The 22832-nt window shown below is 71.2% G+C and carries 18 protein-coding genes; 9 read left to right on the forward strand and 9 right to left on the reverse strand.

The genetic code is table 11. The features are described from left to right. Window positions 1-50 precede the first annotated feature (50 nt). A complete protein-coding gene (locus ACIQVL_RS39260; RefSeq protein ID WP_155058960.1) occupies window positions 51-422 on the reverse strand; it encodes a VOC family protein in 372 nt (123 codons plus the stop codon). Between the two features lie 162 nt (window positions 423-584). Between ACIQVL_RS39260 and ACIQVL_RS39265 the strand changes: the two genes are divergently transcribed. The 5 genes from ACIQVL_RS39265 to ACIQVL_RS39285 are packed head-to-tail and all read left to right on the forward strand — an operon-like array spanning window position 585 to window position 8068. Next, window positions 585-5411, forward strand: a complete 4827-nt coding sequence (locus ACIQVL_RS39265) for a LamG-like jellyroll fold domain-containing protein (RefSeq protein WP_403477764.1) — start codon at window positions 585-587, stop codon at window positions 5409-5411. A gap of 23 nt (window positions 5412-5434) precedes the next feature. Beyond that, on the forward strand, window positions 5435-6349 hold the full coding sequence (locus ACIQVL_RS39270; RefSeq protein ID WP_403477765.1) for a hypothetical protein: 915 nt from the start codon (window positions 5435-5437) through the stop codon (window positions 6347-6349). 5 nt (window positions 6350-6354) lie between these two features. Beyond that, window positions 6355-6495 (forward strand): hypothetical protein, encoded by a 141-nt coding sequence (locus ACIQVL_RS39275; RefSeq protein ID WP_403477766.1) that lies wholly within the window; start codon window positions 6355-6357, stop codon window positions 6493-6495. A gap of 11 nt (window positions 6496-6506) precedes the next feature. Next, window positions 6507-7574, forward strand: a complete 1068-nt coding sequence (locus ACIQVL_RS39280; protein ID WP_403477767.1) for a hypothetical protein — start codon at window positions 6507-6509, stop codon at window positions 7572-7574. Then, entirely contained in the window at window positions 7571-8068 is a 498-nt protein-coding gene (locus ACIQVL_RS39285) for a hypothetical protein (RefSeq protein WP_403477768.1), read from the forward strand. The genes ACIQVL_RS39280 and ACIQVL_RS39285 overlap by 4 nt, the downstream gene beginning before the upstream one ends. A gap of 28 nt (window positions 8069-8096) precedes the next feature. Here ACIQVL_RS39285 and ACIQVL_RS39290 read toward each other — a convergent pair whose 3' ends face one another. Next, window positions 8097-10019 (reverse strand): glycoside hydrolase family 5 protein, encoded by a 1923-nt coding sequence (locus ACIQVL_RS39290; RefSeq protein ID WP_403477769.1) that lies wholly within the window; start codon window positions 10017-10019, stop codon window positions 8097-8099. Window positions 10020-10112: 93 nt separating this feature from the next. After that, window positions 10113-10823 (reverse strand): alpha/beta fold hydrolase, encoded by a 711-nt coding sequence (locus ACIQVL_RS39295; protein ID WP_403440579.1) that lies wholly within the window; start codon window positions 10821-10823, stop codon window positions 10113-10115. A gap of 160 nt (window positions 10824-10983) precedes the next feature. On the opposite strand from ACIQVL_RS39295, the gene ACIQVL_RS39300 reads away from it, so the two are divergent. After that, a complete protein-coding gene (locus ACIQVL_RS39300) occupies window positions 10984-11673 on the forward strand; it encodes a DUF6215 domain-containing protein (protein ID WP_403477770.1) in 690 nt (229 codons plus the stop codon). Window positions 11674-11763: 90 nt separating this feature from the next. On the opposite strand, the gene ACIQVL_RS39305 is transcribed toward ACIQVL_RS39300, so the two are convergent. The 3 genes from ACIQVL_RS39305 to ACIQVL_RS39315 form a co-directional block, all read right to left on the reverse strand. Continuing rightward, window positions 11764-12384: a hypothetical protein gene (locus tag ACIQVL_RS39305; protein ID WP_403477771.1), complete on the reverse strand. Its 621-nt coding sequence runs from the start codon at window positions 12382-12384 to the stop codon at window positions 11764-11766. A gap of 571 nt (window positions 12385-12955) precedes the next feature. Next, a complete protein-coding gene (locus ACIQVL_RS39310; RefSeq protein ID WP_403440586.1) occupies window positions 12956-14986 on the reverse strand; it encodes an NAD(+) synthase in 2031 nt (676 codons plus the stop codon). Window positions 14987-15291: 305 nt separating this feature from the next. After that, complete coding sequence (locus ACIQVL_RS39315) at window positions 15292-16284, reverse strand: phospholipase D-like domain-containing protein (RefSeq protein ID WP_403477772.1); 993 nt, start codon at window positions 16282-16284, stop codon at window positions 15292-15294. Window positions 16285-16567: 283 nt separating this feature from the next. On the opposite strand from ACIQVL_RS39315, the gene ACIQVL_RS39320 reads away from it, so the two are divergent. The 3 genes from ACIQVL_RS39320 (at window position 16568) to ACIQVL_RS39330 (ending at window position 19820) form a co-directional block, all read left to right on the forward strand. Next, entirely contained in the window at window positions 16568-16741 is a 174-nt protein-coding gene (locus ACIQVL_RS39320; protein WP_403477870.1) for a hypothetical protein, read from the forward strand. Between the two features lie 111 nt (window positions 16742-16852). Beyond that, window positions 16853-19237 carry an ATP-binding cassette domain-containing protein gene (locus ACIQVL_RS39325; protein WP_403440591.1) on the forward strand — a complete coding sequence of 795 codons (2385 nt, stop codon included), beginning with the start codon at window positions 16853-16855 and terminating at the stop codon, window positions 19235-19237. Window positions 19238-19313: 76 nt separating this feature from the next. Further along, window positions 19314-19820, forward strand: a complete 507-nt coding sequence (locus ACIQVL_RS39330; RefSeq protein ID WP_403440593.1) for a MarR family winged helix-turn-helix transcriptional regulator — start codon at window positions 19314-19316, stop codon at window positions 19818-19820. Between the two features lie 250 nt (window positions 19821-20070). Here the strand turns inward: ACIQVL_RS39330 and ACIQVL_RS39335 are convergent, their stop codons facing one another. The 3 genes from ACIQVL_RS39335 to ACIQVL_RS39345 form a co-directional block, all read right to left on the reverse strand. Further along, window positions 20071-20508 carry a universal stress protein gene (locus ACIQVL_RS39335; RefSeq protein WP_403440596.1) on the reverse strand — a complete coding sequence of 146 codons (438 nt, stop codon included), beginning with the start codon at window positions 20506-20508 and terminating at the stop codon, window positions 20071-20073. Window positions 20509-20738: 230 nt separating this feature from the next. Beyond that, window positions 20739-21596 carry a DMT family transporter gene (locus tag ACIQVL_RS39340; protein WP_403477773.1) on the reverse strand — a complete coding sequence of 286 codons (858 nt, stop codon included), beginning with the start codon at window positions 21594-21596 and terminating at the stop codon, window positions 20739-20741. A 346-nt stretch (window positions 21597-21942) separates the two neighbouring features. Continuing rightward, window positions 21943-22832 (reverse strand): PfkB family carbohydrate kinase (locus tag ACIQVL_RS39345; RefSeq protein ID WP_403477774.1); only part of this gene is annotated, 890 nt, incomplete at its 5' end.

Here is a 22832-nt window from a genome sequence, read left to right on the forward strand (position 1 = left end):
GCTCGGCAACCCCGACGGCATAGCCACACTCATCGCCGCGAAAACGGCGATCAGCGCGTGACGATGCAAAAGGGATGCCCAGCAGGGTCGGTGAGGACCCGCGCCTTGTCCCCATGCGGCTGGTGATCCGGCTTGCCCGCACCCAGTTCCAGCAGCCGGGCCTCGGCCTCGTCCAGGCTCTCCGCGACCTTGAAGCAGATGTGAAGCTGCTGGGGCACGATCTGGCCAGGCCAACTCGGGGCCCGGTAGTCCTCGACCCGCTGGAAGCCGATGAAGAGTCCGTCCTCACGGTTGAGACCGGCGAACTCGGCGTCTGACTTCGGGTGTGGTTCAAAGCCGGTGGCCTGCTGATAGAACGCCGCCAGAGCCAGCGGATCAGGGCAATCCAGTGTTATCGCGACCAGTTCCATCTGCAGGGGCATGAGGCCTCCGAGCCGATCAGTGGACTTCCGTGCACGCCATAGAGGCGGCGGCCTACCGTTGAGCGGGACGGGGAGAGCGCGTTCGTTCCACTCAACCGTAAGCACAGCAGGTCAGGGCCTCCACATGCCAACAGTTATCTGGGACAGGACACCCACTACCACGTGCAGACGGTCACCACCGACGCGGCGACCAGCGGGGACACCAGCACCGCCGCCCTGTGGAGCTACGGCTACACCGGCGACCGGCTCACCTCGGTCTGCCCGCCGTCCAGCAGCAGCGCCGCCACCGCCTCCACCGCCTGCTACGCGTACAGCTACGAGTCCGGCTCCAACTACCCGGCCGCCGCCCTGGACGCGAACCCGAGCGGCTACTGGCGCCTCGACGACGCGTCCGGTACCACCACGGCCGCCTCCTCAGTCCTGGCCAACGAGCAGACGGACGCGGGCACCTATCAGAGCGCCACCCTGGGCAGCACCGCGGGCCCGCTCAATGGCGCCTCCGCCACCGCCGCGACCTTCGCGGGCAGCGGATACGTCAAGGTCCCGGCCGGAGTGCTGCACGCCAGCACCACCCGCGCGGTGTCGCTGTGGTTCAAGACGTCCAAGAAGGGCGTCCTGATCGGCGACCAGTCCACGTCGGTCACCGGCGCCACGGCGGCCTCCGGCACCTGGACGCCCGTGCTCTATGTCGGCTCGGACGGCAAGCTGCGCGGCCACTGGTGGAGCGTGAGCGGCTCCGGCAGCTCCGACTTCGGCTCGACGAGCACCGTCACGGACAACGCCTGGCACCACGCCGTGCTCAGCTCCGACGGCTCCACCCAGACCCTCTACCTGGACGGCACCAAGCAGGACACCTTCTCCGGCACCCCCGACGACCAGTCGAACGTCGACACGTACATCGGCGCCGGGTTCGCCGACTCCTGGATCGACTCCCCGGGCGCCGTCAGCTACTTCACCGGCTCCATCTCCGACGTCTCCTTCTACAGCCACCCTCTCACCGCCTCCCAGGCCGGCGACCTCTACGCGGCCGGCACGGCGAGCGCGGCCCTGCTGACCAGGGCGGTCAGCCCGGCCGGGCGCGCCACCGCCGCCGTCGCCTACGACACCGCCGCCGAGCGGCTGCTGTCCGTCACCGACGAGCACGGCGGCACCTGGAAGCTGGGCTCACCCACAGTCGCCGGCTCCAGCGCGGTCTTCCGCGGCTCGGTCCTGGGCGCCGACCCGGCCGGATACTGGCAGCTCGGCGACGACAGCGACGACGGCTCGGCGGCCTACGCCGACGACGAGGTCGACGGCGGCGACGGCACGTTCAACAACGTCACCCTCGGGGTGAGCGGCCCGTTCAGCGCCAAGGACAGCACCGCGAACACCGCCGCCTCCTTCGACGGAACCGACTCCTACGTCTCCGTCCCGGCCGACCTGCTGCACACCGACACCAAGCGCAGCGTCGGCATCTGGTTCAAGACCTCCACCGCCGGCGTGCTCATCGGCGACCAGTCGACCGCCATCGACGGGGCCACCTCGGCCTCCGGCACCTGGACGCCGGTGCTGTACGTCGGCTCCGACGGCAAGCTGCACGGCCACTGGTGGAGCGTGAGCGGCTCGGGCAGCGCCGACTTCGGCTCGACCGGCACGGTCACCGACAACGCCTGGCACTACGCGGTGCTCAGCTGCGACGTCGACAGCCAGGCGCTGTTCCTGGACGGCACCAAGCAGGACACCTTCTCCGGCACCCCCGCCGACCAGTCCAACACCCTCACCTACATCGGCGCCGGCTTCGCCAAGAGCTGGCTGGACTCGCCCGGCGACGTCAGCTACTTCAAGGGCTCCATCGCCGAAGTCGCCTTCTACGGCCACAACCTGACCTCCGCGCAGGTCGCCACCCAGTGGAACGCCTACAAGCAGGCGGGCGGCACCATCGCCACCGCCTCCGTGGACGTCACCGACCCCGGGAACAACACCCTCACCAGCACCTACGACCTGTCCGACGGCGGCCGGATCCTCACCGACACCGACGGCACCGGAGCCACTACGTCCTACGGCTATGACACCTCGGGCTTCGTGTACACCACGACCGACGGCAACGGGGACGTGACCACCACCGGCCACAACTCCCGCGGTGACGTGGTCTCGAAGACCACCTGCCAGGACCAGGCGGCGGCCAAGTGCTCGACGGCGTACTACACCTACTACCTCAACGCCGACTCGGACACCGACCCACGCAACGACCAACTGCTGACCTCGTCGGACGGCCGCTCGTCCAGCTCGACGGACACCACCTACCAGACCGTCGACTCCTATGACACCAACGGCAACCTCCTGACCACGACAACCCCGGCGGTCACCGGCCACAGCGCGGGCCTGACGACGAAGAAGACGTACACGACGTCCAGCACGGCCGGTTACGTCTCCGGCACGGTCGCCTCGGCGGGCCTGCTCGCCTCGGCCACCACCCCGGGCGGCGCGACCACCTCCTCCGTCTACTACGCGAACGGCGACCTCGCCCAGGAGACCTCACCCCTCGGCCTGGTCACCCGGTACACGTACGACTCCGTCGGCCGGGTCCTCACCAAGACCGAGATCTCCGACACCTATCCGGCGGGCCTGGTCACCCAGTACACCTACGACCCGCTGGGCCGGGTCCTCACCGAACTCGACCCGGCCACCCCCGACGCCGTGAACCAGGCGGTCGTCCACACCGCCCGGACCACCCGCACCTACGACGCCGACGGCAACGTCCTCAGCAGAACGGTCTCCGACACCACCGGCGGTGACACCGCCCGCGCCACCAGCACCGTCTACAACGACTTCGGCGAACCGAAGACGGTCACCGATCCCGAACAGCACAGCACCGCCTACACGTACGACGCCTACGGCAACAAGCAGACCGAGACCGACCCCGACGGCCAGTCCTACGCCTTCACCTACGACGCCAACGGCAACCAGCTCACCAGGACCCTCACCGACTACACCGGCTCCTCGGCGACCCCCGGCACGGCCACCGCCAAGCTGCTGGAACAGCGGACGTACGACCCGGCAGGCCGCCTGTACACCCTCACCGACGGCATCGGCGTCACCACGACCTACGCGTACTACGACAACGGCCTGACGAAGCAGATCACCCGCACCGGCTCCGCCGGCACCACCTCTGTCGACGAGCAGGACTCCTACGACGACGCGGGCAACCTCACCGGCAGGACCACCGCCAACGGCACGCTGACCACGACCTACACCGTCGACGCCGCCGACCGCACCACCGCGACCACCGTCGACCCGAGCGCCCTGGACCAGGTCACCGCCTACACCTTCGACGCCGACTCGCACGTCCTGACGTCCACGGAGACCGACGCGGCCGGCGACCCCGCGCAGAAGTGGACGTACACCTACGACCCCGCCGGCGACGTGCTCTCCTCCGCGCAGTACGTCTCCAGCTCGCTCACCCTCACCACCGACGCTACCTACGACGAGCGCGGCCCGAAGGTCACCTCCACCGACGCCGAACATCAGGTCACCCACTACACCAACGACCAGGCCGGCCGCCTGACCTCGACCACCAGCCCGGCGGTCACCGTCACCACGCCCGGCACCGGTGCCACCGCCACCGCGTACCCGATCACCCTCGACGGCTACGACACCTTCGGCGACCGCACCGAGTCCGAGGACGCCGACCACCACATCACCGCCACCGCCTACGACCGGGACGGCCGAAAGACCGGCACCACCCTCCCGTCTTACAACGGCACCTCCGCCACCACCGCCTGGACCTACGACGCGGCCGGAGACACCCTCAGCGAGACCGACGCCAAGGGCGAGACGGACTACGCCTACGACCAGCTCGGCGACCTGGTCCAGCAGACCGACCCGGCCATCTCCGTCGACGGCACCGACACCCGCGGCACCTTCACCTACTCCTACGACCTGGCCGGCGACCGGCTGACCGAGACCTCGCCCTACGGCTCGGTCACCCACCACGGCTACGACGACCTCGGGCGGGCCGGCAGCGTCTGGGCGTACGTCTACACCTCGACCACCGCCCAGACGAAGCAGGAGACCGACACCGCCTACAACACGGCCGGCCAGGTCTCGCAGACCGCCTCGGTCAGCGGGGTCACCGCGAAGTACACGTACGACGCGCTGGGCCGCACCCACACCGCCGCCGACACGACCGGCGACACCACGACATACGGCTACGACCTGCGCGACGACGTCATCAAGACCGTCCTGCCGGACCAGAGCGTCCAGACCGCGACCTACGACGCGGCCGGCCGCGAGACGGCCACCGCGAACCTGGACACCGACGGCACGGTGCTGTCGTCCACGTCGGCGGCCTACACCGACGACGGCCGGCTGATCAGGATGGGGGCGACGGAGAACTTCTACTTCTCGGGCGGGGCCTCTGACGAGGAGTCGGACGGATGCGGAGGTGCCGGCGGGATTCAGTACGGAGACCGGGACGCGGCGAACGGCAACCGGGCCACGGGTGTCGACGCGTGTCTGACCGACCCGCTGAAGAAGGGGTCGAAGGCCAAGACCGCCGGCGTACCCGGCTACAGGTGGGCGCAGGACTTTTCCGATGAACTCGGCGTTGACAAGCCTGAGTATTCGGTGAATGCCTGCCACCTTCTCGGCGCCCAACTCGATGGAAAGGGCCGGCTGGACAACGAGGCGACCTGCGGCAGATCCACGAACGCCAGCAAGATGGATGAAACGGACCCTGGCCGTGCCGGGAACATGCGCGAATTCGAGGACGATACAAGGGAGGAAGTCCTGGCCGGAGCCGATGTCCACTACCACGTCGAGCCGATGTATGCGGGCAACCGCACGGTGTCCTATGCCTTCGTGATGGTGGCTGCGAGTACTACCGGTGAACTCCGCACCGATATCGTTCCGAATGTGATCTACAGTCCGGACCGGCATACCTGGGTGAACATCGGACTCAGCTCTTGCTCCTCCTGTACAAGTCCTGTGCCGAGCCCCGGAGTCCGTTGAAGGCGCCGGAGAAGGAAGACGACATGCATCCCGCAGTGCGGCGGCTGACGCAGCTGCTCAAGCCTCCTACGGCTGGGGCCGATACCCTGCCCTGGCAGAACATCCAGGCGGAATGGGGAACGACGTTCCCGCAGGACTACCGCGACTTCATGAACATCTACGGGCCGGGAGGTATTGACGGCATCATTGCAATCGCCACACCCGAGAACCGGGACGAACCCGGTTACCTCACCGTTCGTCGCACGACGCCCCGCGTTGCAAGCGAATATCGGACCTTTCGCGGGAAGTGGACGTTTCTGGCCTGGCCGGCCCCGGGGGCGCTGCTCGGGTGGGGCGTCACCCCGATCGGTCACGACCTGCTGTGGCGGGCTACGGGCAACGACCCGGACGACTGGCCGGTAGTTCTTGCCGCATACCGCGATGGTGCGGCTTACGAATTTCCCTATGGAATGGCGGAATTCCTCGCCCGCATGCTCGGAGATCCGGCAGACCGCCCGACCGATCTGCCCGGCGTCCTCGGTCATCCGGATTCCCGTTTCCTTCCCGTCCCTGAAGAACGTGCGTTCCGGGATGTCCGTCAGAACCCCTGGGGCTATGTGGACGAGTTCATGGAGGAGCGTGCTCGCGAGCGAGCGGAGCGGGACCCGGTCACGTGGATCTCTGTGCCGGGGCGGTCCACCAGTGACGTCCCACCGGTTCCCCGCATGACCATTGAGGGATTCGGCCTGGACGGCGACGCGCTCCGGGTGACGGCGACCCTGGACGTGGAGATCAGTGCCCCAGTACGGGTGAAGGTCTCCATCGAGTCGCCCGATGGAGACGTTCTGGACCGGCAGGACGTGGAAGCCACGGCCGAGCTGTCGAACGGTCTGCTCGTGCTGAACATACGCCTGCCCGAGGCGATGAACGGCACCGGCCTGATCTGGCGGAGATCGTGAACGCCATGAACCGGGAGGAGGACTGGACGCTCGAGGTGTGGGTGCAGGACCCGGCGATCGGCGAGGCCCGTGCCCGGCACGGCATCGTCGTCGGCCACAACATGCAGGAGAGCGCTGTCGACATCGCCATGGCGATGTGGCCCTGAGAGGAAAACCCGTGCACCCCATGGTGAGCCGTCTGACCGAGTTGCTCCCACTGCCCCTGACACCGGTGGAACCCCAGCCCTGGGAGGAGATCCAGGCCGGGTTGGGAGCCGTGCTGCCGCGTGACTTCCGGGACTTCGTCGACACCTACGGCTACGGTTCGCTGGACGACATCCTCAGTCTGTTCCCACCTGGGAAACGGGGCCAGGAGATCCCCGATCCCGCCATGAGGGCGTTGTCGTCCGTGGCCGAGGGTGAGCTCAGGACCTTTCAGGGGACGGTCCGGGTTCCGCGATGGCCTGCTGAGGGGGCACTTCTCAGCTGGGGCACCACCCCGGTCGGCTACGACCTCTTCTGGTGTCGGCGGGGTGGCGACCCCGACCTCTGGCCCGTGGTGGTCGTCGGCTGTCGCTCCGGGACCGTGCTCGAACTGCCCTGCACCATGGCGGAGTTCGTCGTCCGCATGCTCGGCGATCCCATCGACCGTCCGGCCGACATCCCCGGGATCGCCGGGCACCCGCACTCGCGGTACCTCAATGCCCGGGACGAGGCTGCGCTGGACGATGCAGGGGAGGACCCTTGGGAGTATCTCGATGTCTTCTGGGATGCGTGGGAGGACGAGAGGGCGTCCAGTGCATTCATCACCTGGGTGGAGGGGCCGGGACGGCATCGAGCCGACAACCCTCCCGTACCCCGACTCGCCGTCCAGGGATTCGGGCTGGACGGTGACGAACTGCGCGTGTCGGCGACCCTGGACCTGGTGCTGGGTGACCCGGTCACCGGCACCGTGCGGATCGGCGGGCCGAACGGTGACGTCCTCCGCCTGGCCGGCGTACCGGTTGCCGTGTCGGGCGGTGCCGGAGACCGCTTCGCACTGGATATCCGGCTGCCCGAGGCGATGAACGACACGGGTATGACGTGGCACGAGCTCTTGGGTGCCATGAGCCACGAACCCGAATGGCGCCTTTCGGTCTCGGTGGAGGATCCGGCGATCGGGGCCGCACGGGCCCGGCACGGCATCGTCACCGGCGTCGGCATGCACGAGAGCGGAGTGAACAGGGCATGGGGAGAGTGGCCGTGACGGGAAGCAGGAGACGTGCTCTGACGGGCGTTGCGCTGGCGGGGGGTGCCGGCCTCGCGGTCGCCGGGTGGCTGCTGCTCGCCGGGGGGAATGCGGCCCCCGCCGCCCCGGCCCCCGTGTCGCACGTGGACACCGCCACCCGGGCCTGCCTGCTCACCTCCACGGACACGGACCCGACGGGCACCTTGGCGGCGCTCGGGCAGGTGGCCCGTGCCGGCGGCGGGCACCTGATCGTGCAGAGCTATCGCATGCCGGCCGGGGTGAAGCCCGCCGCCTACGTCAACTCCCTGGTCGAGCTGGGCTGTTCCACCGTCGTCAGCACGGACGACGCGGCCCGCGCGGCGGTGGCGGCACGCCTCACCCAACGGCCCCTGCCCAAGGTGCGGTTCGTGGTGGTCGGCGACCGTCCGCTGACCGGCGCCATCCACCTGAGCCCGGACGCGGTGAGCGTCCGGGCCCTGTCCAAGGTGGTGACCGGAGCGACGGCCCGGTGACCGAAGGCCCGGTGACCGACGGATCCGCTCAGGAGGGCAGTGGGACACACAACATGGCGGCGGGCCCCTGTGCACTGCCCACGCGGGTGGTGAAGGCGACGCCCGCGATGAACTCGTTCGCGGCGCACTGGCCCTTGTAGGCGCCGTACGCGAAGTCGTCGCCCGCCCCGTCGGAGGGGCGGTCGTCGGACCGGTCGAACCACACCGTCCGGCCGCTCGCGCTCAACGCGGCCTTCGCGGGTGCGCACAGCACCGCCGACACCCGCTCCCCGCGACGGCTGTAGCCGATGACGAACTGGCCGGCCGGGCACTGGAACTTGGTGTACCCGGAGGCCCAGTCGCCGCCCGCCGGGACGTACCGCTCGTCCGTGACCACCGTCTGGGCGGTGCCGGTGGCGCGCAGGTCACCGGTGGTCGCGTCGGTGCACAGCCCGCGTCCCCCGGAATGTGCGAGGCCGATCAGCCGCAGCCCGTCCGGGCAGACCGCCTTGGAGGCGCCCGAGTCCCAGTCGCCGTTCGTCCGCACGCGCAGGGACTCGACCTGGTCGCCGTGGTCCGTGGACAGCATGCGCCAGGTCGTCCCCTGCTCGACGTACCCGGTGCGGCTCGCGGAGTTCATGAGGTGGTCCCACGCGGTGGCCCGCCAGTCGCCTCCGTCGAGGATGCCGGAGCGGTGGCCGGAGGTGTCGTAGCTCAGCAGTGCCCAGTCGTCGTGGCCCGCCCAGCCGACCAGCGGCCAGTAGGCGAAGTCGGCGTCGTGGTCGGCGAAGTAGTCGGTGATGTTGCCGAACCAGGTGCGGGCGGCCGTGCCCGTCTCGTTCGCGCCGATGCCGAACTCGCTGATCCACACGGGCGCGGTGTAGTGCCGGCCCTCGGTGGTGACGAAGAAGGCCTCGTCGGCGAGGGCCTGGTAGAGGTCGTCGCGGGACAGGTCCTGGTAGCGGGGGTCGCTGGTCTCGCCGATGCCGGTGGCGCCGCTGTGATGGGGGCCGGTGTAGCCGTAGAAGTGGGCCGAGTAGACCAGCTTGTGGGCGTCGACGAGGGTGTTGGAGAGGGTGCGGACGGGGGTGAGCATCGGGCGGCCGTGCGGGAACCCGTCGACGGGCAGGCCGGTCCAGTTGATGCCCTCGATGACGATCAGGAGGTTCGGGTTCGCCTCGGTGAGGATGCGGTCGCCGGCGAGCTGGGCCGCGGCGTACCAGTCGTGGGCGTCGCCCAGGCCCCAGTTGGGGTCGTCGAGGACGTCACGGCGTACCTCGTTGTAGAGGTCGGCGCCCACGACACGGGAGTCGGCGGCGTAGCGGCGGGCCATGAAGACCCAGTCGTCGGCCCACTGCTGGGTCGACTGGCTGCTGTTCCAGCGCTCGTTGCCATCGACGCCGCAGCACCAACGCGAGGTGTTGGTGTGGTTGTTGAGGATGACGGCGAGGCCCGCGCCGGTGAGGGCGGTCACGACGGCGTCGTAGACCTCCAGCGGGGTCCTGCCGCGCAGCTGCGGGTTGGCGGTGACCGCGGCGTCCGGCACCGGGGTCGTCGTGTGGATCATCTCGTTCGAGAACGGCAGCCGGATGCTGTTGATGCCGAGTGCCTGGAAGTCCGAGACGAGCTGGGACAGGGGCGCGCGGTCCAGGCCGAGGGGGATGCCGTAGGAGTCCTGGCCGGCGTGGTGGTTCGCGGGATCGTCGATGCTGCCGCTGCCGTTCCAGGAGCCCTGTGCGCCGTCCCAGTTGGCGGCCTTGAGGCGGAAGCGGTTGCCGGAGGCGTCGACGATGTACCGGCCCCGGGTGGACAGCGGGGGCTGCCAGGTGCCGGTGGCCTGCGCGGCCGACGCCTGTGCGGCGGGCTGCGCGGACCGCGGACCGGCGGTGGCCGGGGCGGTGCCGGACAGGGTGAGAACCAGGAACGCGATTGTCAGGTACGCGACAATCCGGAACGTTCGTGCGATCGGCATCGGCGGCAGTCCTCCGGGTGGATGTCCCGTGCGGGTGGATGTCCAGTGCGGCTGGATGCCCCATGGGGGCGAGGCACCCTACCAGGGCGCGGATCAGCGCAGAAGCGGCCCGTCCGACGCGCAGGCCTCGGCGGTCCATCCTTCGAGGTCGCGTTCGGGGCGCAGCAACCGCCTGATGGCGGCCGCGGAGGCACGGTGCCAGTCACGGCTGCGGCGGAGCATCGCGTGCTCCCCGCCTCCGAGCAGCACCATCCCCGCCTGTGCACCGGCGCCACGGGCCCGCCGCACGTACGCGGCCGAGTCGGTGGGAGCGGTGGTCCGGTCGCGGTCCCCGTGCAGGACGAGGATCCGCGTCCCGGTGAGGTCGTCCACGGGATCGCCGGGCGGGCACCAGGGGGCCAGTGCCAGCACCCCGCGCACCGAGGGATCGGCGGCCGCGCGCAGCGCCGCCCGTCCGCCCATCGAGTGGCCGACCAGCACCACGGACGCGTCGCCGGCCAGGCCGCGCAGTTCGTCGAGCGCGCGCAGGGTGTCCTGGAGCGGATCGGCGGCGTCGTTCCAGCCCTGATAGCGGTAGCGCACCTGGCCGATCAGTACGTCACGGGGCGAGGAGACCGACGCGGCCGCGCTGACGAAGGGGCGCATGCGCAGTGCGGCCGGCTGCCAGGAGCGTGCCGGGCGGAGTCCGTTCTCCTGCCCGCCGTGCAGGACGAGCACCGCGGCGCGGGTCCGCTCCCGCGGCCTGCGGCGCACCACCAGCGCACTCCCGCCCACCTCGACGACCCGTCCGCGTCCGTCGGTCACCGCGTCCCCCCCCGCTTCCTCCGGCCTGCAGCATGCTCCCGCCATCAAACACTCCCGGAGGAACCCCCTGCCACCGACCGGCATGTGCGGCGCGTGCCTTCCCCGTGAACATCAGTTAGGCTCCAGCGCGCACAGGGGATGCACAGCGGGGGTGGGGGACATGACCGAGAGCTTCGCCGAGCCCGAAAAGGACGGCAGACCAGCACTTCAGGCGATCGCGGCGGTGGCGTTGTTCGCGGCCGTGGTGGGTGCTCTGTGGGCGCAGAAGGAGTTCGTCCACCAGAAGGACGCGGTGAGTGAACCGGCGGCCTGTTCGAAGCCGGACGACCATCTGCCGGCCCGCTACGTCTCCGGCGGTCGGCTGTGCAAGGCGCTCGACCGGCCGGACCTGCCGGCCCTGCTGGGGACCTCGCACGAGCAGGCCCAGACCGCCCACGGCAGCGGGGAGTGGCTCACGCTCGCCGGAGGCACGAAGATCGCCGAACCCGAGGCGACGGTGACCCTGGAGACGTACTCCGTGAAGCTGACGGCGTCGTACGACCACATGACCGTCGTCACGGCGGGCGATCTGATGGACGACGCCCGCCGGACGACCGTCCTCGGGCACCCCGCCGTCCTCTACTCCAGCCCGACCATCTCCATCGGGTTCAACCTCGGTGGCGGCAAGGCGAGCACGGGCCCCGGCGGCATCGCGCGCTGCCTCCTGGTCTCCAAGCACGGCAAGGACGACGGCCAGGGCACGTTCGAGGTCGCGCTCTGGCGACAGGACGACGTACCACCGGACGACACGGCACTGGTGCGGGTCGCGGAGCAGGTACTGCCGACCGTCCCCGGCTGGAGCGGGCACTGACGGTCGCGGGAGCGGACGGGCGCGCCGCCGGGCCGGCCGGATCTCCGGGCGGCCCGGCGGCGGGGAGAGCGCCGACGCGGTGTCAGTTCCTCACGGGGCGAAGGTCGTCGCGTCGGCGAGGCTGCCCGCCGAGGGCAGCGCGGGCAGCGACGGCAGTGCGGGCAGAGCGCCGAGGAGGCCGGTGACCACCGCGAGGATGGGGGCCAGCAGCCCGGTGATGGCGCTCAGCACCCCGCCGAGGTCGAGCGAGGTCAGCGCGCTGAGCAGGTTCTTGACGGCGGCCTGGATCGCGTTCAGCAGGTCCGAGACGGGGTCGGCGGCGCGGGGCGCGGCCCGGTGCGCGCGGTCGGTGGCACCGGCGTCCAGGTGCCGCAGCCGCTCCTGGACGGTGTTGCTCCACTCCCGCAGCGCCTTCGCGTAGGCGGCGGCCTGTGCCGGGTCGATGCGGGTGCCCTGCGCCGCGGCGATGCCGGGCAGTGTGTCCAGCAGGGGTGTCAGGGCGGGGTCGTACTGTGCCGGGTCCAGGGCGTCGATCCGGTCGAGGAGCGTGGCGAGGTCGGTGCCCGGCGGCAGAGCCGTCTGCGCGGCACCGGGTCCCGTCGCTTCTCGGCCGGCGTCGGCGGCGGCAGCGGAGGCGGCCGCCGGGCCGAGGACCAGAGCGGCACAGACCAGGGGGGAGACGAGGAGGCCGCGGGAGGCAAGGGCGCGCATGGGTTTCCTTTCGAGAACTGCTGTCTTTTGCCCACCGTGGAAAGCGGGGTGGTGGCCCGCAACCGGTCACCCGCCGCGGCGCGCGCAGGGCGCGTCGGGGTGAAAGCTCTGACCAGGGGGTTTGTCCCGGTGCTTGGCTCCGTCCGGGTGTCGGTCGGGTGTTCGCCCGTCAGAGTGCGCCCGGCAGCCGGCGCGGGTGACACACGCGAAGAGCCCCGTCCCTGACGGATCAGGGACGGGGCTCTTCGGATGGAGCGCCGGGCAGGCCTTGCACCTGCATCTCCCCACAGGAAGCGGGGCGTCTTTCCTTGGACCACCAACGCATCGCGTACGACCCGGAGTCGGGCGCCGCACTCAAGATCGAGCCTACCGCGGCCGGGGCCCCCGCCACAAACCGCGGCCACACGATGACGAACCGCCGCCCCGGGCCTGCCGTCACCGGAGGCGGCATGAAGACCCGGACCCGCCGCGACCCATGGCACGGACCGGCCGCGACCCGCGGCCACACCTCACGACCACGGCGGCCCGCCGCCGGGAGAGCGGCGGACCGAGCGGACCCGCGCGCGGGCGGCTACTCCGGGACGCGGGCCAGGTCGTGCAGCCAGGCCTGGGCCGAACTGTCCGACGGAGCACGCCAGTCGCCGCGCGGGGAGAGCGAGCCCCCGGCCGAGACCTTCGGCCCGTTCGGCATCGCCGAGCGCTTGAACTGCGCGAAGGCGAAGAAGCGGCGGCAGAAGTAGTCGAGCCAGTGCCGGATCTCCGCCAGGTCGTACGCCTTGCGCTCGTCCTCGGGGAAGCCGGGCGGCCAGGCACCCGCCTCCCGGTCGTGCCAGGCGTGCCAGGCCAGGAAGGCGATCTTCGACGGCCGGAACCCGTGCCGCAGCACCTGGTACAGGGTGAAGTCGTGCAGGGCGTACGGGCCGATCTTCGACTCGGTGGACTGCAGCTCCTCACCCGGCACCAGCTCCGGGCTGATCTCGGTGTCGAGGATCGCCGCGAGGGTCTTGCCGGTCTCCGCGTCGAACTGCTCGCTGCTGATGACCCAGCGGATCAGGTGCTGGATCAGCGTCTTCGGCACCCCGGAGTTGACGTTGTAGTGGCTCATCTGGTCGCCGACGCCGTACGTCGACCAGCCCAGCGCCAGCTCCGACAGGTCCCCGGTGCCGAGGACGATGCCGCCGCGCTGGTTGGCCAGCCGGAACAGGTAGTCGGTGCGCAGACCGGCCTGCACGTTCTCGAAGGTCACGTCGTACACCGGCTCGCCGGCGGCGAACGGGTGGCCCATCTCCTGCAGCATCAGCCGCGCGGTCGGCGTGATGTCCAGCTCGGCCGCGGTCACGCCGAGCGAGTTCATCAGGCGGTGGGCGTTGCCCTTGGTGTGCTCGCCGGTCGCGAAGCCCGGCAGGGTGAAGGCCAGGATGTCGCTGCGCGGGCGGCCCGCGCGGTCCATCGCACGGGCGGCGACGATCAGCGCGTGCGTGGAGTCGAGACCGCCGGACACGCCGATGACGATCTTCGGGCCGCCGATCGCCGCCAGCCGCTGCTGGAGCGCGGCGACCTGGATGTTGTACGCCTCATAGCAGTCCTGGGCGAGCCGCTGCGGGTCGGCCGGGACGAAGGGGAAGCGCTCCATCCGGCGCCGCAGCCCCAGGTCGGCCGCCGGCGGGTCGAGCCGGAAGGCGACGGTCCGGAAGCCGCCGGTGCGGGCCGCGTGGGTACGGCGGTTGTCGTCGAACGAGCCCGTCCGGGCCCGCTCCTGGCGCAGCAGGTCGAGGTCGACGTCGGCCACCGCGTACTGGTCGTCGAGCGGGAAGCGGTCCGTCTCGGCGAGCAGCGCGCCGTTCTCGTAGATCATGGTCTGGCCGTCCCAGGACAGGTCCGTCGTCGACTCGCCGAGCCCGGCCGCAGCGTAGACGTACGCGGCGAGGCAGCGCTGCGACGCGGAGCGGCACAGCAGCTTGCGGTCCTCCGCCCGGCCGACCGTGATCGGGCTGCCCGACAGGTTGAGCAGCACGGTCGCGCCGGCCAGCGCCGCCTCCGCGCTCGGCGGCACCGGCACCCACATGTCCTCGCAGATCTCGGCGTGCAGCACGAGACCGGGGACGTCCTCCGCCTCGAACAGCAGGTCCACCCCGAACGGCACGCTCTCGCCGCCGATCCGGATGGTGCCGCCCCGCTCGTCGTCGCCGGCGGCGATCTGGCGCCGTTCGTAGAACTCCCGGTAGTTCGGCGGGTACGACTTGGGCGCGACCCCGAGGATCCGGCCGCGGTGCACGAACACCGCGCAGTTGTAGACCCGGTTGCGGTGCCGCAGTGGGGCGCCGACGACGAGGACCGGCAGCAGCCCGGCCGAACCGGCCCGCACCGCCTCGACGGCCTCCTCGACCTGGTCGAGCACCGCGTCCTGGAGCAGCAGGTCCTCGATCGAGTAACCGGTCAGGCCGAGCTCCGGGAAGACCGCCACCGCGACGCCTTCCTCGGCGCAGCGGCGGGCCTGCCGCAGCACCGCCTCGGCGTTGGCGCGCGGGTCGGCGATGACGGTGTGGCCCGTGCACGAGGCGACGCGCGCGAAACCATGCTCATAGATCGACCAGAAGTTCAACGGGGTTCCTCGGGAGAGCGGGCGGGACGGACACGGCGCGGACGCCGGACAGGGAGCGTCGCCGTACCCGGGCGCCCCTCTCCATCGGCGGTCCGGCGAACCTCCTGCTCACAGCAGCATAGATCGCCGCACGATCCTGGCTGATCAGGGATTCTGCGCGGGCCGCGCGCGGCTCCGCCGGGTACGGCGGGTCACAGGGGCGTGGTCTGCGGCAGGGCCGCGGCCGTCCGGCTGGCCGGACCTCGGTCCCGGCCGCGACTGTTCCGCCGGGCGGCGGTCGGCCGCCGCCCGGCGGAACCGGATCGCTACGCGGCGGTGCCGCCCGAGTAGTCGCTGTTGAACGTGGTCTCGACGGTCGTGGCCACCGACTGCGCCACCCCGGTGCCCGTGAGGATGATGCCCAGCTCACGGTTGTTGGAGAGGGAGTTGCTGCTGACGTTCATGGAACCGGCCTCCACCTCCTGGGTGGACAGGCCGTAGTCGGCGACCATGGCCTTGGCGTGGATGTAGAAGCCGTCGGGGTCGGAGTAGCCGACCACCGTGCCGCCCGCTGCCTTGATCGAGGAGACCTCGCTGGAGTAGTCGCCCGGCGTCTCCAGGACCACCCGCACCTTCACGCCCGCCTTGGCCCTGGCGACGATGGCGTTGACCACCGTGCTGTCGCTGAACTCCAGTTCCTCGACGTCGAGCGTCTTGGTGGCGGCGTTGACCACGGTCAGCAGGCGGCTGCGCGAGTCGGTGGGGGACCAGAGCAGGTGGTCGCCGTCGGTGGGGGTGACGGAGGTGCCGGCGTAGTCGGCGTTGAAGACCTTCTCGATCGCCGCGACGTCCCGGGTGTCGTCGGTGAACACCCCGTAGTCCCGGCCGGTCGAGTAGTACTGGGAGGTCAGGTTGCCGGTCAGGACCAGCGACTTGGTGGCGTCGACCGTGATGGTCTTCTGGTGCGTGTAGACGAAGCTGGACGGCGACCACACCACGCCCACACCCGCGTTCGTGAGGGAGGTGTAGGCGGAGTTGTTGGCGCTCTTGTGCGCCTGGTCCAGGACGACCCGCACGGTGACGCCCTTGTTCTTCAGGGCTATGAGGTCGTTGACGGCCGTGGTGTCCTCCAGCTCGTACATCGTCATGTCGAGCGAGCTGGTGGCCGAGTTGATGAAGTCGTAGATCGTGGGCTCGCTGCTGCTGAGCGAGAAGGCGAACGCGGAGTAGCTCGCGGCGTTCGCGGGGACCGCGGCGGCGACCACGGCCGCAGTGGCCGCCAGGGCGACACCCGCGCGAACGAGAAGCTTCGACAGCATGTGCGTGACTCCTAGTCGAGTAGACGCTCACGTGGGGGGTGGGTGAGCGTGGGCATGACACCACGCGCGTAGACTGCCGAGGAAGGGAAGCCGGGTGAACTCGCCGTTACCTGTCGGGCGTACCGGCGGACATAGCGGACTCGGGGCAGGTGGGGGCCGGTTCATGGGCGTACCGCGAGAACGCAAAATCTTCGTAGCCGGGCGCGACGGGCCCGTCCGCCCGCGTCAGCGTCCCCGACGGGCGACGAGCGCCCTCAGGGCCGCTGTGCGCCGGTGAGCCGGGATCCCAGGCCGTTGCCGCGAAGGTCGAACGCCTGGTGGGCCGCCCGGACGGCCTGCGGGTAGCGGCCGCGCCGAGGGCGCCAAGGCCCTGCTGATCCGGCCCGACGGCTACATCGCCTGGTCCACCGCCGACGGCACCCCCCTCGAAACGGCCCTCACCCGCTGGTTCGGCTGAAGCCCGCACGCACGAGCCGGTCAGGAACGGAGAAGCGTCAGGCTCCTGACCCCGGCTAGCGTGGCAGCGATCGACCAGGACCCCACGCAGCAGACGGAGACGGGTTTGAGCATGGCCACAGAGACCGAGAAGACGACGTCCACGCCGCACGTGGCCGACAGCCACGGCCTGATCCGCGTCCACGGCGCGCGGGAGAACAACCTCAAGGACGTCAGCATCGAGATCCCGAAGCGCCGGCTGACGGTCTTCACCGGAGTCTCCGGTTCGGGCAAGAGCTCACTGGTGTTCGACACCATCGCCGCCGAGTCGCAGCGGCTGATCAACGAGACCTACCCCGCCTTCGTCCAGGGCTTCATGCCCAACCTGGCCCGCCCGGAGGTCGACGTCCTCGAAGGACTGACCACCGCGATCATCGTCGACCAGCAGCGGATGGGCGGCGACCCGCGCTCCACCGTCGGCACCGCCACCGACGCGAACGCCCTGCTGCGGATCCTCTTCAGCCGCCTGGGCAAGCCGCACATCGGCTCGCCCAAGGCGTTCTCCTTCAACATCGCCTCGATCAGCGGGGCGGGTGCCGTCACCGTCGAACGCGCGGGACAGAAGGTGAAGGAGCGGCGCAGCTTCAGCATCACCGGCGGCATGTGCCCGCGCTGCGAGGGCCGGGGCGCGGTCACCGACCTCGACCTCGCCCAGCTCTACGACGAGAACCTGTCGCTGAACGAGGGCGCGATCACCGTCCCCGGTTACAAGGGCGGCGGCTGGAACTCCCGCCTGTACGCCGAGTCCGGCTTCTTCGACCCGGACAAGCCGATCAGCAGGTTCACCAAGAAGGAGCTGCAGGACTTCCTGCACCGGGAGCCGACCCGGATGAAGATCGCGGGCATCAACATGACCTACGAGGGTCTGGTCCCGCGGATCCAGAAGTCGATGCTCTCCAAGGACAAGGAGTCGATGCAGCCGCACATCCGCGAGTTCGTGGAGCGTGCGGTCACCTTCGCCACCTGTCCCGACTGCGAGGGCACCCGGCTCAGCGCGGGCGCCCGCTCCTCGAAGATCGACGGCATCAGCATCGCCGACGCCTGCGCGATGCAGATCAGCGACCTGGCCGCCTGGGTGCGCGGCCTCGACGAACCGTCGGTGGCACCGCTCCTCGCCACCCTCCGGCACACCCTGGAGTCGTTCGTCGAGATCGGCCTCGGCTACCTCTCGCTCGACCGCCCGGCCGGCACCCTGTCCGGCGGCGAGGCCCAGCGCACCAAGATGATCCGCCACCTCGGCTCCTCGCTCACCGACGTCACCTACGTCTTCGACGAGCCCACCACCGGCCTGCACCCGCACGACATCCAGCGCATGAACGGCCTGCTGCTGCGGCTGCGCGACAAGGGCAACACCGTGCTCGTCGTGGAGCACAAGCCGGAGGTCATCGCCATCGCCGACCATGTCGTCGACCTCGGCCCCGGCGCCGGGGCGGGCGGCGGCACGGTCTGCTTCGAGGGCACCGTCGAGGCCCTGCGGACCGGGGGCACCATCACCGGCCGTCACTTCGACGACCGGGCCGCCCTCAAGGACACCGTCCGCAAGCCCACCGGCACGCTGGAGATCCGGGGCGCCCGCACCCACAACCTCCAGGGCGTCGACGTCGACATCCCGCTCGGCGTCCTCGCCGTCGTCACCGGTGTCGCGGGCTCCGGCAAGAGCTCCCTGGTGCACGGCTCGATCCCGGCCGGCGCCGGGGTGGTCTCCGTCGACCAGGGCGCCATCCGCGGCTCCCGGCGCAGCAACCCGGCGACGTACACCGGACTGCTCGACCCGATCCGCAAGGCCTTCGCCAAGGAGAACGGCGTCAAGCCGGCCCTCTTCAGCTCCAATTCCGAGGGCGCCTGCCCCACCTGCAACGGCGCCGGGGTGATCTACACCGACCTGGCGATGATGGCGGGCGTCGCCACCACCTGCGAGGACTGCGACGGCAAGCGGTTCGAGGCGTCCGTCCTCGACTACCACCTCGGCGGCCGGGACATCAGCGAGGTGCTGGCGATGCCGGTGACCGAGGCCGTGGAGTTCTTCGCCGCGGGCGAGGCGCACACCCCGGCCGCCCACCGCATCCTCCAGCGGCTCACGGACGTCGGCCTCGGCTACCTCACCATCGGCCAGCCCCTCACCACCCTGTCCGGCGGCGAGCGCCAGCGCCTCAAGCTGGCCACGCACATGGCCGACAAGGGCGGCGTCTACGTCCTCGACGAGCCGACCGCGGGCCTGCACCTCGCCGACGTCGAGCAGCTGCTCGGACTCCTCGACCGGCTGGTCGACTCCGGCAAGTCGGTCGTCGTCGTGGAGCACCACCAGGCGGTCATGGCGCACGCCGACTGGATCATCGACCTCGGCCCCGGCGCCGGCCACGACGGCGGCCGCATCGTCTTCGAGGGCACCCCGGCGGACCTGGTGAGCGCCCGCTCCACCCTCACCGCCCAGCACCTCGCCCAGTACGTCGGCGCCTGAACCGGCGTCGTCCGCGGTGGTCCGAGCAGGTCCGAGAAGGTTTGAACAGTCAAACGTCGCTGGTTAGGCTGCGCCCATGACCACGACGCCACGCTGGCTGAACCCCGAGGAACGACGGGCGTGGCTCGCCTACGTCCAGTTCTCCACCCACCTGTCCGACCACCTGAACCGCCAGCTGCGGCGCGACGCGGGGATGACCCACGCCGACTACTCCCTCCTCGCCTACCTGTCCTCGGTCGAGGATCACAGCCTGACCATGTCCGAGCTGGCCGAACGCCTGAAGATCACCCGGAGCCGACTCACCCACGCGGTGACCCGCCTCCAGGAGGCCGGCTACGTCGACCGCCGCGAGGACCCCGCCAACCGCCGCAACCAGCACGCCGTCCTCACCCCGGCCGGCATGAGCCTCCTGGAGCGCGCGGCCCCAGGCCACGTCGAGGCGGTCCGCCGGGCCGTCTTCGACGCCCTCACCCCCGAGCAGGTGACCCGGTTCGCCGAGATCGGCGAGGCCGTCAACGCCGCCCTCCAGCGCATCGACGCCGACACCGACGAACAGGAGGCACTGCCCTGGCGGCGCCGCTAGCCCGGTGCCCCGCAGGGACGCCGGGGGTCCCCCCGGCCGAAGGCCGCGGGAGGAACGGCGCGACCAGCCACGACGGCGCCGCAGTCGGCCGACGGCGTATCGGGCACGCCGGCGAGACCGCCTGGCACGCCGGCAGACCGCCCGGCGCGGCGGCGACCGCACCACTGCGGCCCGAGAGCCGCGGGGCCCGCCACGGACGTCGCATCCGCAGCGGGCCCCGGGGCGACGGCCGGTGGCGGCCGGCAGCCGGTCAGGCCTCCTCGTGGCCCTCCGGCGCCAGCAGGATCGCCGTGTTGGTGCGGTGCGCGACGGCGTCGCTGACCCGCGGGTCGAACAGCGCCTCGACGGAGCTCCGGTGGTGGGGGCTCAGGACGATGAGGTCGGCCGCGAACTCCTCGGCGGTGTCGGCGATGGTGGTCGCGACCTGGGTGGTCAGCCCCCTGACGAGGGTTCCCTCGGCCTTGACGCCCTGCTCGCGCAGCGTCGTCAGCGCCTCGTCGAGGACCGCCTTGGCCTCGGCGTCCTCCTCCAGGGGCACGATCGCGGCGACGGAGGCGGCGGAGGCGATGACGTGTACGACGCGGACCTCGGCGTTCGTCAGCCGGGCCAGCTCTCCTGCCAGCCGTACGGCGGAGCGGCGGGCGGGGCTGGGATCGACTGCGACCAGGATGCGCTGGAACACGGACACTGTGTTTCCCTTTCCGGGGGTCTGGAAGGTCTACTCGGTGGTCAGGGACGCCGGATCACGGCGTGACGGGTCGGCGCGTCCGGCGCCGAACGAGTTCTTCCAGCCTCACCCTATGATCATCGCACCGGCCGTCGGCGTCTCGGACAGGGGCCCGTGTAACAGCCACTGAACTGCCGCGAGCCGCTCGGTGTCGTACACGTGGCCGACCGTGCGGCCGAACCAGCGGCCCCTCACCGCATGACGTCGACGAGGTGCGGCACGACGTGGGTCAGCCGGGTCACGCCCCACAGGATCAGGCCGGCCCCGGCCACCTCCGGCAGCAGCCACCACCCGGTGCGGACCGACTCGTCGAACAGGGCGACGCCTAGGAGCAGACTCACCGCCGCGTCGCCGATCGTCAGCGCGGGCTGGGAGGCGACGAGGGGACCGGCCTGCAGCGCGTTCTCCAGGAGCAGCAGCGCCGCGATCCCGGTGAGCGCGAAGCCGTAGGTCTGCCAGGCGGTGAGAAACGCGGCAAGGCCGGCGTCGGCGAGGCGTCCGGTGGCCGACTTCATGAGCGCGGCGGTCAGCGCGTTGCCGATCGCGGCTCCCGTGGCCAGGGCCGCCGCGCGGAACAGCGGCGACGACGAGGACCGGACGAGCAGGACGGTGACGGCGATGGCGCCCAGGGTGAGAGCGAGGACCGGGATCCAGCGCTGCATGGACGCCTGCTGCCGGCCGCCGGACGGGGCGGCCGAGGCGAGCAGCAGGGCCAGACCGGCCACCACCACGCCGATCGTCCGCCATCCCTCCGGGCTCGGTCTGCGATGCATCAGCGGCACGGCGATCAGCAGCGCGAACGGCAGCTCCAGCATGAACAGCGGCTGGACCAGCGCCATGGGCCCGTTGACCAGGGCGAGCGCCTGGAAGACCGCGGCCCCAGCCACCCCGGCGATACCGACCGCCCAGGCCGGCCGCCGCATGAGCACCCGCAGCAGGCGCAGCCCGCTGCGGCCGGGCACGTTGGACGCGGCCTTGCGCTGGAAAGCCGTGCCCGCTGCGTTGCTGACGGCACCCAGGACGGCGAAGAGCACGGCGAGCACCATCATGGTTCCAGCATGCCTTCTGCGCCCCGCCCGCTCAGCCCCGGAGCATCCGCCGCCATCGGTCCCGAGCGGGCGCTGGGGCCGGAGCACGGTCTTGCGCTGGGCGTGCCCGCCTTACAGGTCACGTAACTCCCGCACCTGTTCCGGCGGGCAGACGCGGGCGAGGGGCACGTCCCGCTCGCTCCGGGCGGCGAGCCGCGCGAGCTCTCCGGTCACGGCCCCGGACGCCGCCGCCCCCAGGTCCCGGCGCTGCCCCGGGCCGCGGCCGACCAGTCCCGGATGGCGTCGAACCGCTCGGGCCGCACCCCCTCCCGACGACGGCATCGAGGCTCGTCAAGCCCCGTGCGTGTCAGGAGAGTCGTCCGGCGAGCGGGTCACCGGCCAGGAACGCGGCCAGTTCCGCCCGGCCGGGCGCCGTGGCCGGACCGCGCCGGGTCACCGCGAAGGCCGCCGCCGCGTTGGCGCCGCGCGCGGCCGTCAGCGGGTCGAACCCCTGGCCGAGCAGGGCGAGGAACGCGCCGACGTGCGCGTCGCCCGCGCCGTTGCTGTCCACGGCGGTGACCGGGAAGCCCGGTACGTGCACGGGCGGCTGCCCGGGGGCGGCCAGCCAGCAGCCGTCCTTGTCGGCCCGGACGAGCACTCCTGCCCCGGGGGACAGCCGCTGCCCGAGGGCCGCCGCCGCGGTACGGGGATTCTCGTGCCCGGTCATGATGCGGGCCTCGCGGGCGTTGGCGCTGAGCCAGTCGGTGCGGGCCAGCACGGGAGCGAGGACATGATCGGGGATGTCGGCGACCAGCGGTCCCGGATCGAGGCAGAGGGTGTTGCCGGCGGGCAGTACCGCGGCCAGCCCGGACAGCAGCGGGCCGTTGCCCGGCAGGGCCAGCCCGTACCCGGAGAGCTGGACGAGGTCGTCGGGGCGCAGCCGGGCCGCGACCGCGGTCAGGTCGGCCGGTGCCAGGGTGGCCTCGGCCCCGAAGCTGGTCACGAAGGTGCGTTCGCCGCCGGAGTCCACCAGGGCCACCGTGAAGCCGGTGTCGCGGTCGGTGCGGGCGGGCAGCAGCGTGCCGATGTCCTCGGCGGTCAGTGCCGCGCGGACCAGGTCGCCGTGCGGGCCGGTGCCGTGCAGACCGGCGTAGACGGCCTCCGCGCCCAGCCGGCGGGCCGCCGCCAGCGTGTTGAAACCGCCGCCCGCGGTCGTCCCGCTGTGGGTGCCCACCACGTCGCCGCCGCGTTCGGGCA

It is taken from the genome of Streptomyces sp. NPDC090499 (assembly GCF_044769305.1).
Classification (GTDB): Bacteria; Actinomycetota; Actinomycetes; order Streptomycetales; family Streptomycetaceae; genus Streptomyces.

Coding starts and splice junctions, on each gene's coding strand:
- ACIQVL_RS39260 (WP_155058960.1), bottom strand. CDS start 422: ATGCCCCTGCAGATGGAACTGGTCGCGATAACACTGGATTGCCCTGAT.
- ACIQVL_RS39270 (WP_403477765.1), top strand. CDS start 5,435: ATGCATCCCGCAGTGCGGCGGCTGACGCAGCTGCTCAAGCCTCCTACG.
- ACIQVL_RS39275 (WP_403477766.1), top strand. CDS start 6,355: ATGAACCGGGAGGAGGACTGGACGCTCGAGGTGTGGGTGCAGGACCCG.
- ACIQVL_RS39290 (WP_403477769.1), bottom strand. CDS start 10,019: ATGCCGATCGCACGAACGTTCCGGATTGTCGCGTACCTGACAATCGCG.
- ACIQVL_RS39300 (WP_403477770.1), top strand. CDS start 10,984: ATGACCGAGAGCTTCGCCGAGCCCGAAAAGGACGGCAGACCAGCACTT.
- ACIQVL_RS39305 (WP_403477771.1), bottom strand. CDS start 12,384: ATGCGCGCCCTTGCCTCCCGCGGCCTCCTCGTCTCCCCCCTGGTCTGT.
- ACIQVL_RS39315 (WP_403477772.1), bottom strand. CDS start 16,284: ATGCTGTCGAAGCTTCTCGTTCGCGCGGGTGTCGCCCTGGCGGCCACT.
- ACIQVL_RS39325 (WP_403440591.1), top strand. CDS start 16,853: ATGGCCACAGAGACCGAGAAGACGACGTCCACGCCGCACGTGGCCGAC.
- ACIQVL_RS39330 (WP_403440593.1), top strand. CDS start 19,314: ATGACCACGACGCCACGCTGGCTGAACCCCGAGGAACGACGGGCGTGG.
- ACIQVL_RS39340 (WP_403477773.1), bottom strand. CDS start 21,596: ATGATGGTGCTCGCCGTGCTCTTCGCCGTCCTGGGTGCCGTCAGCAAC.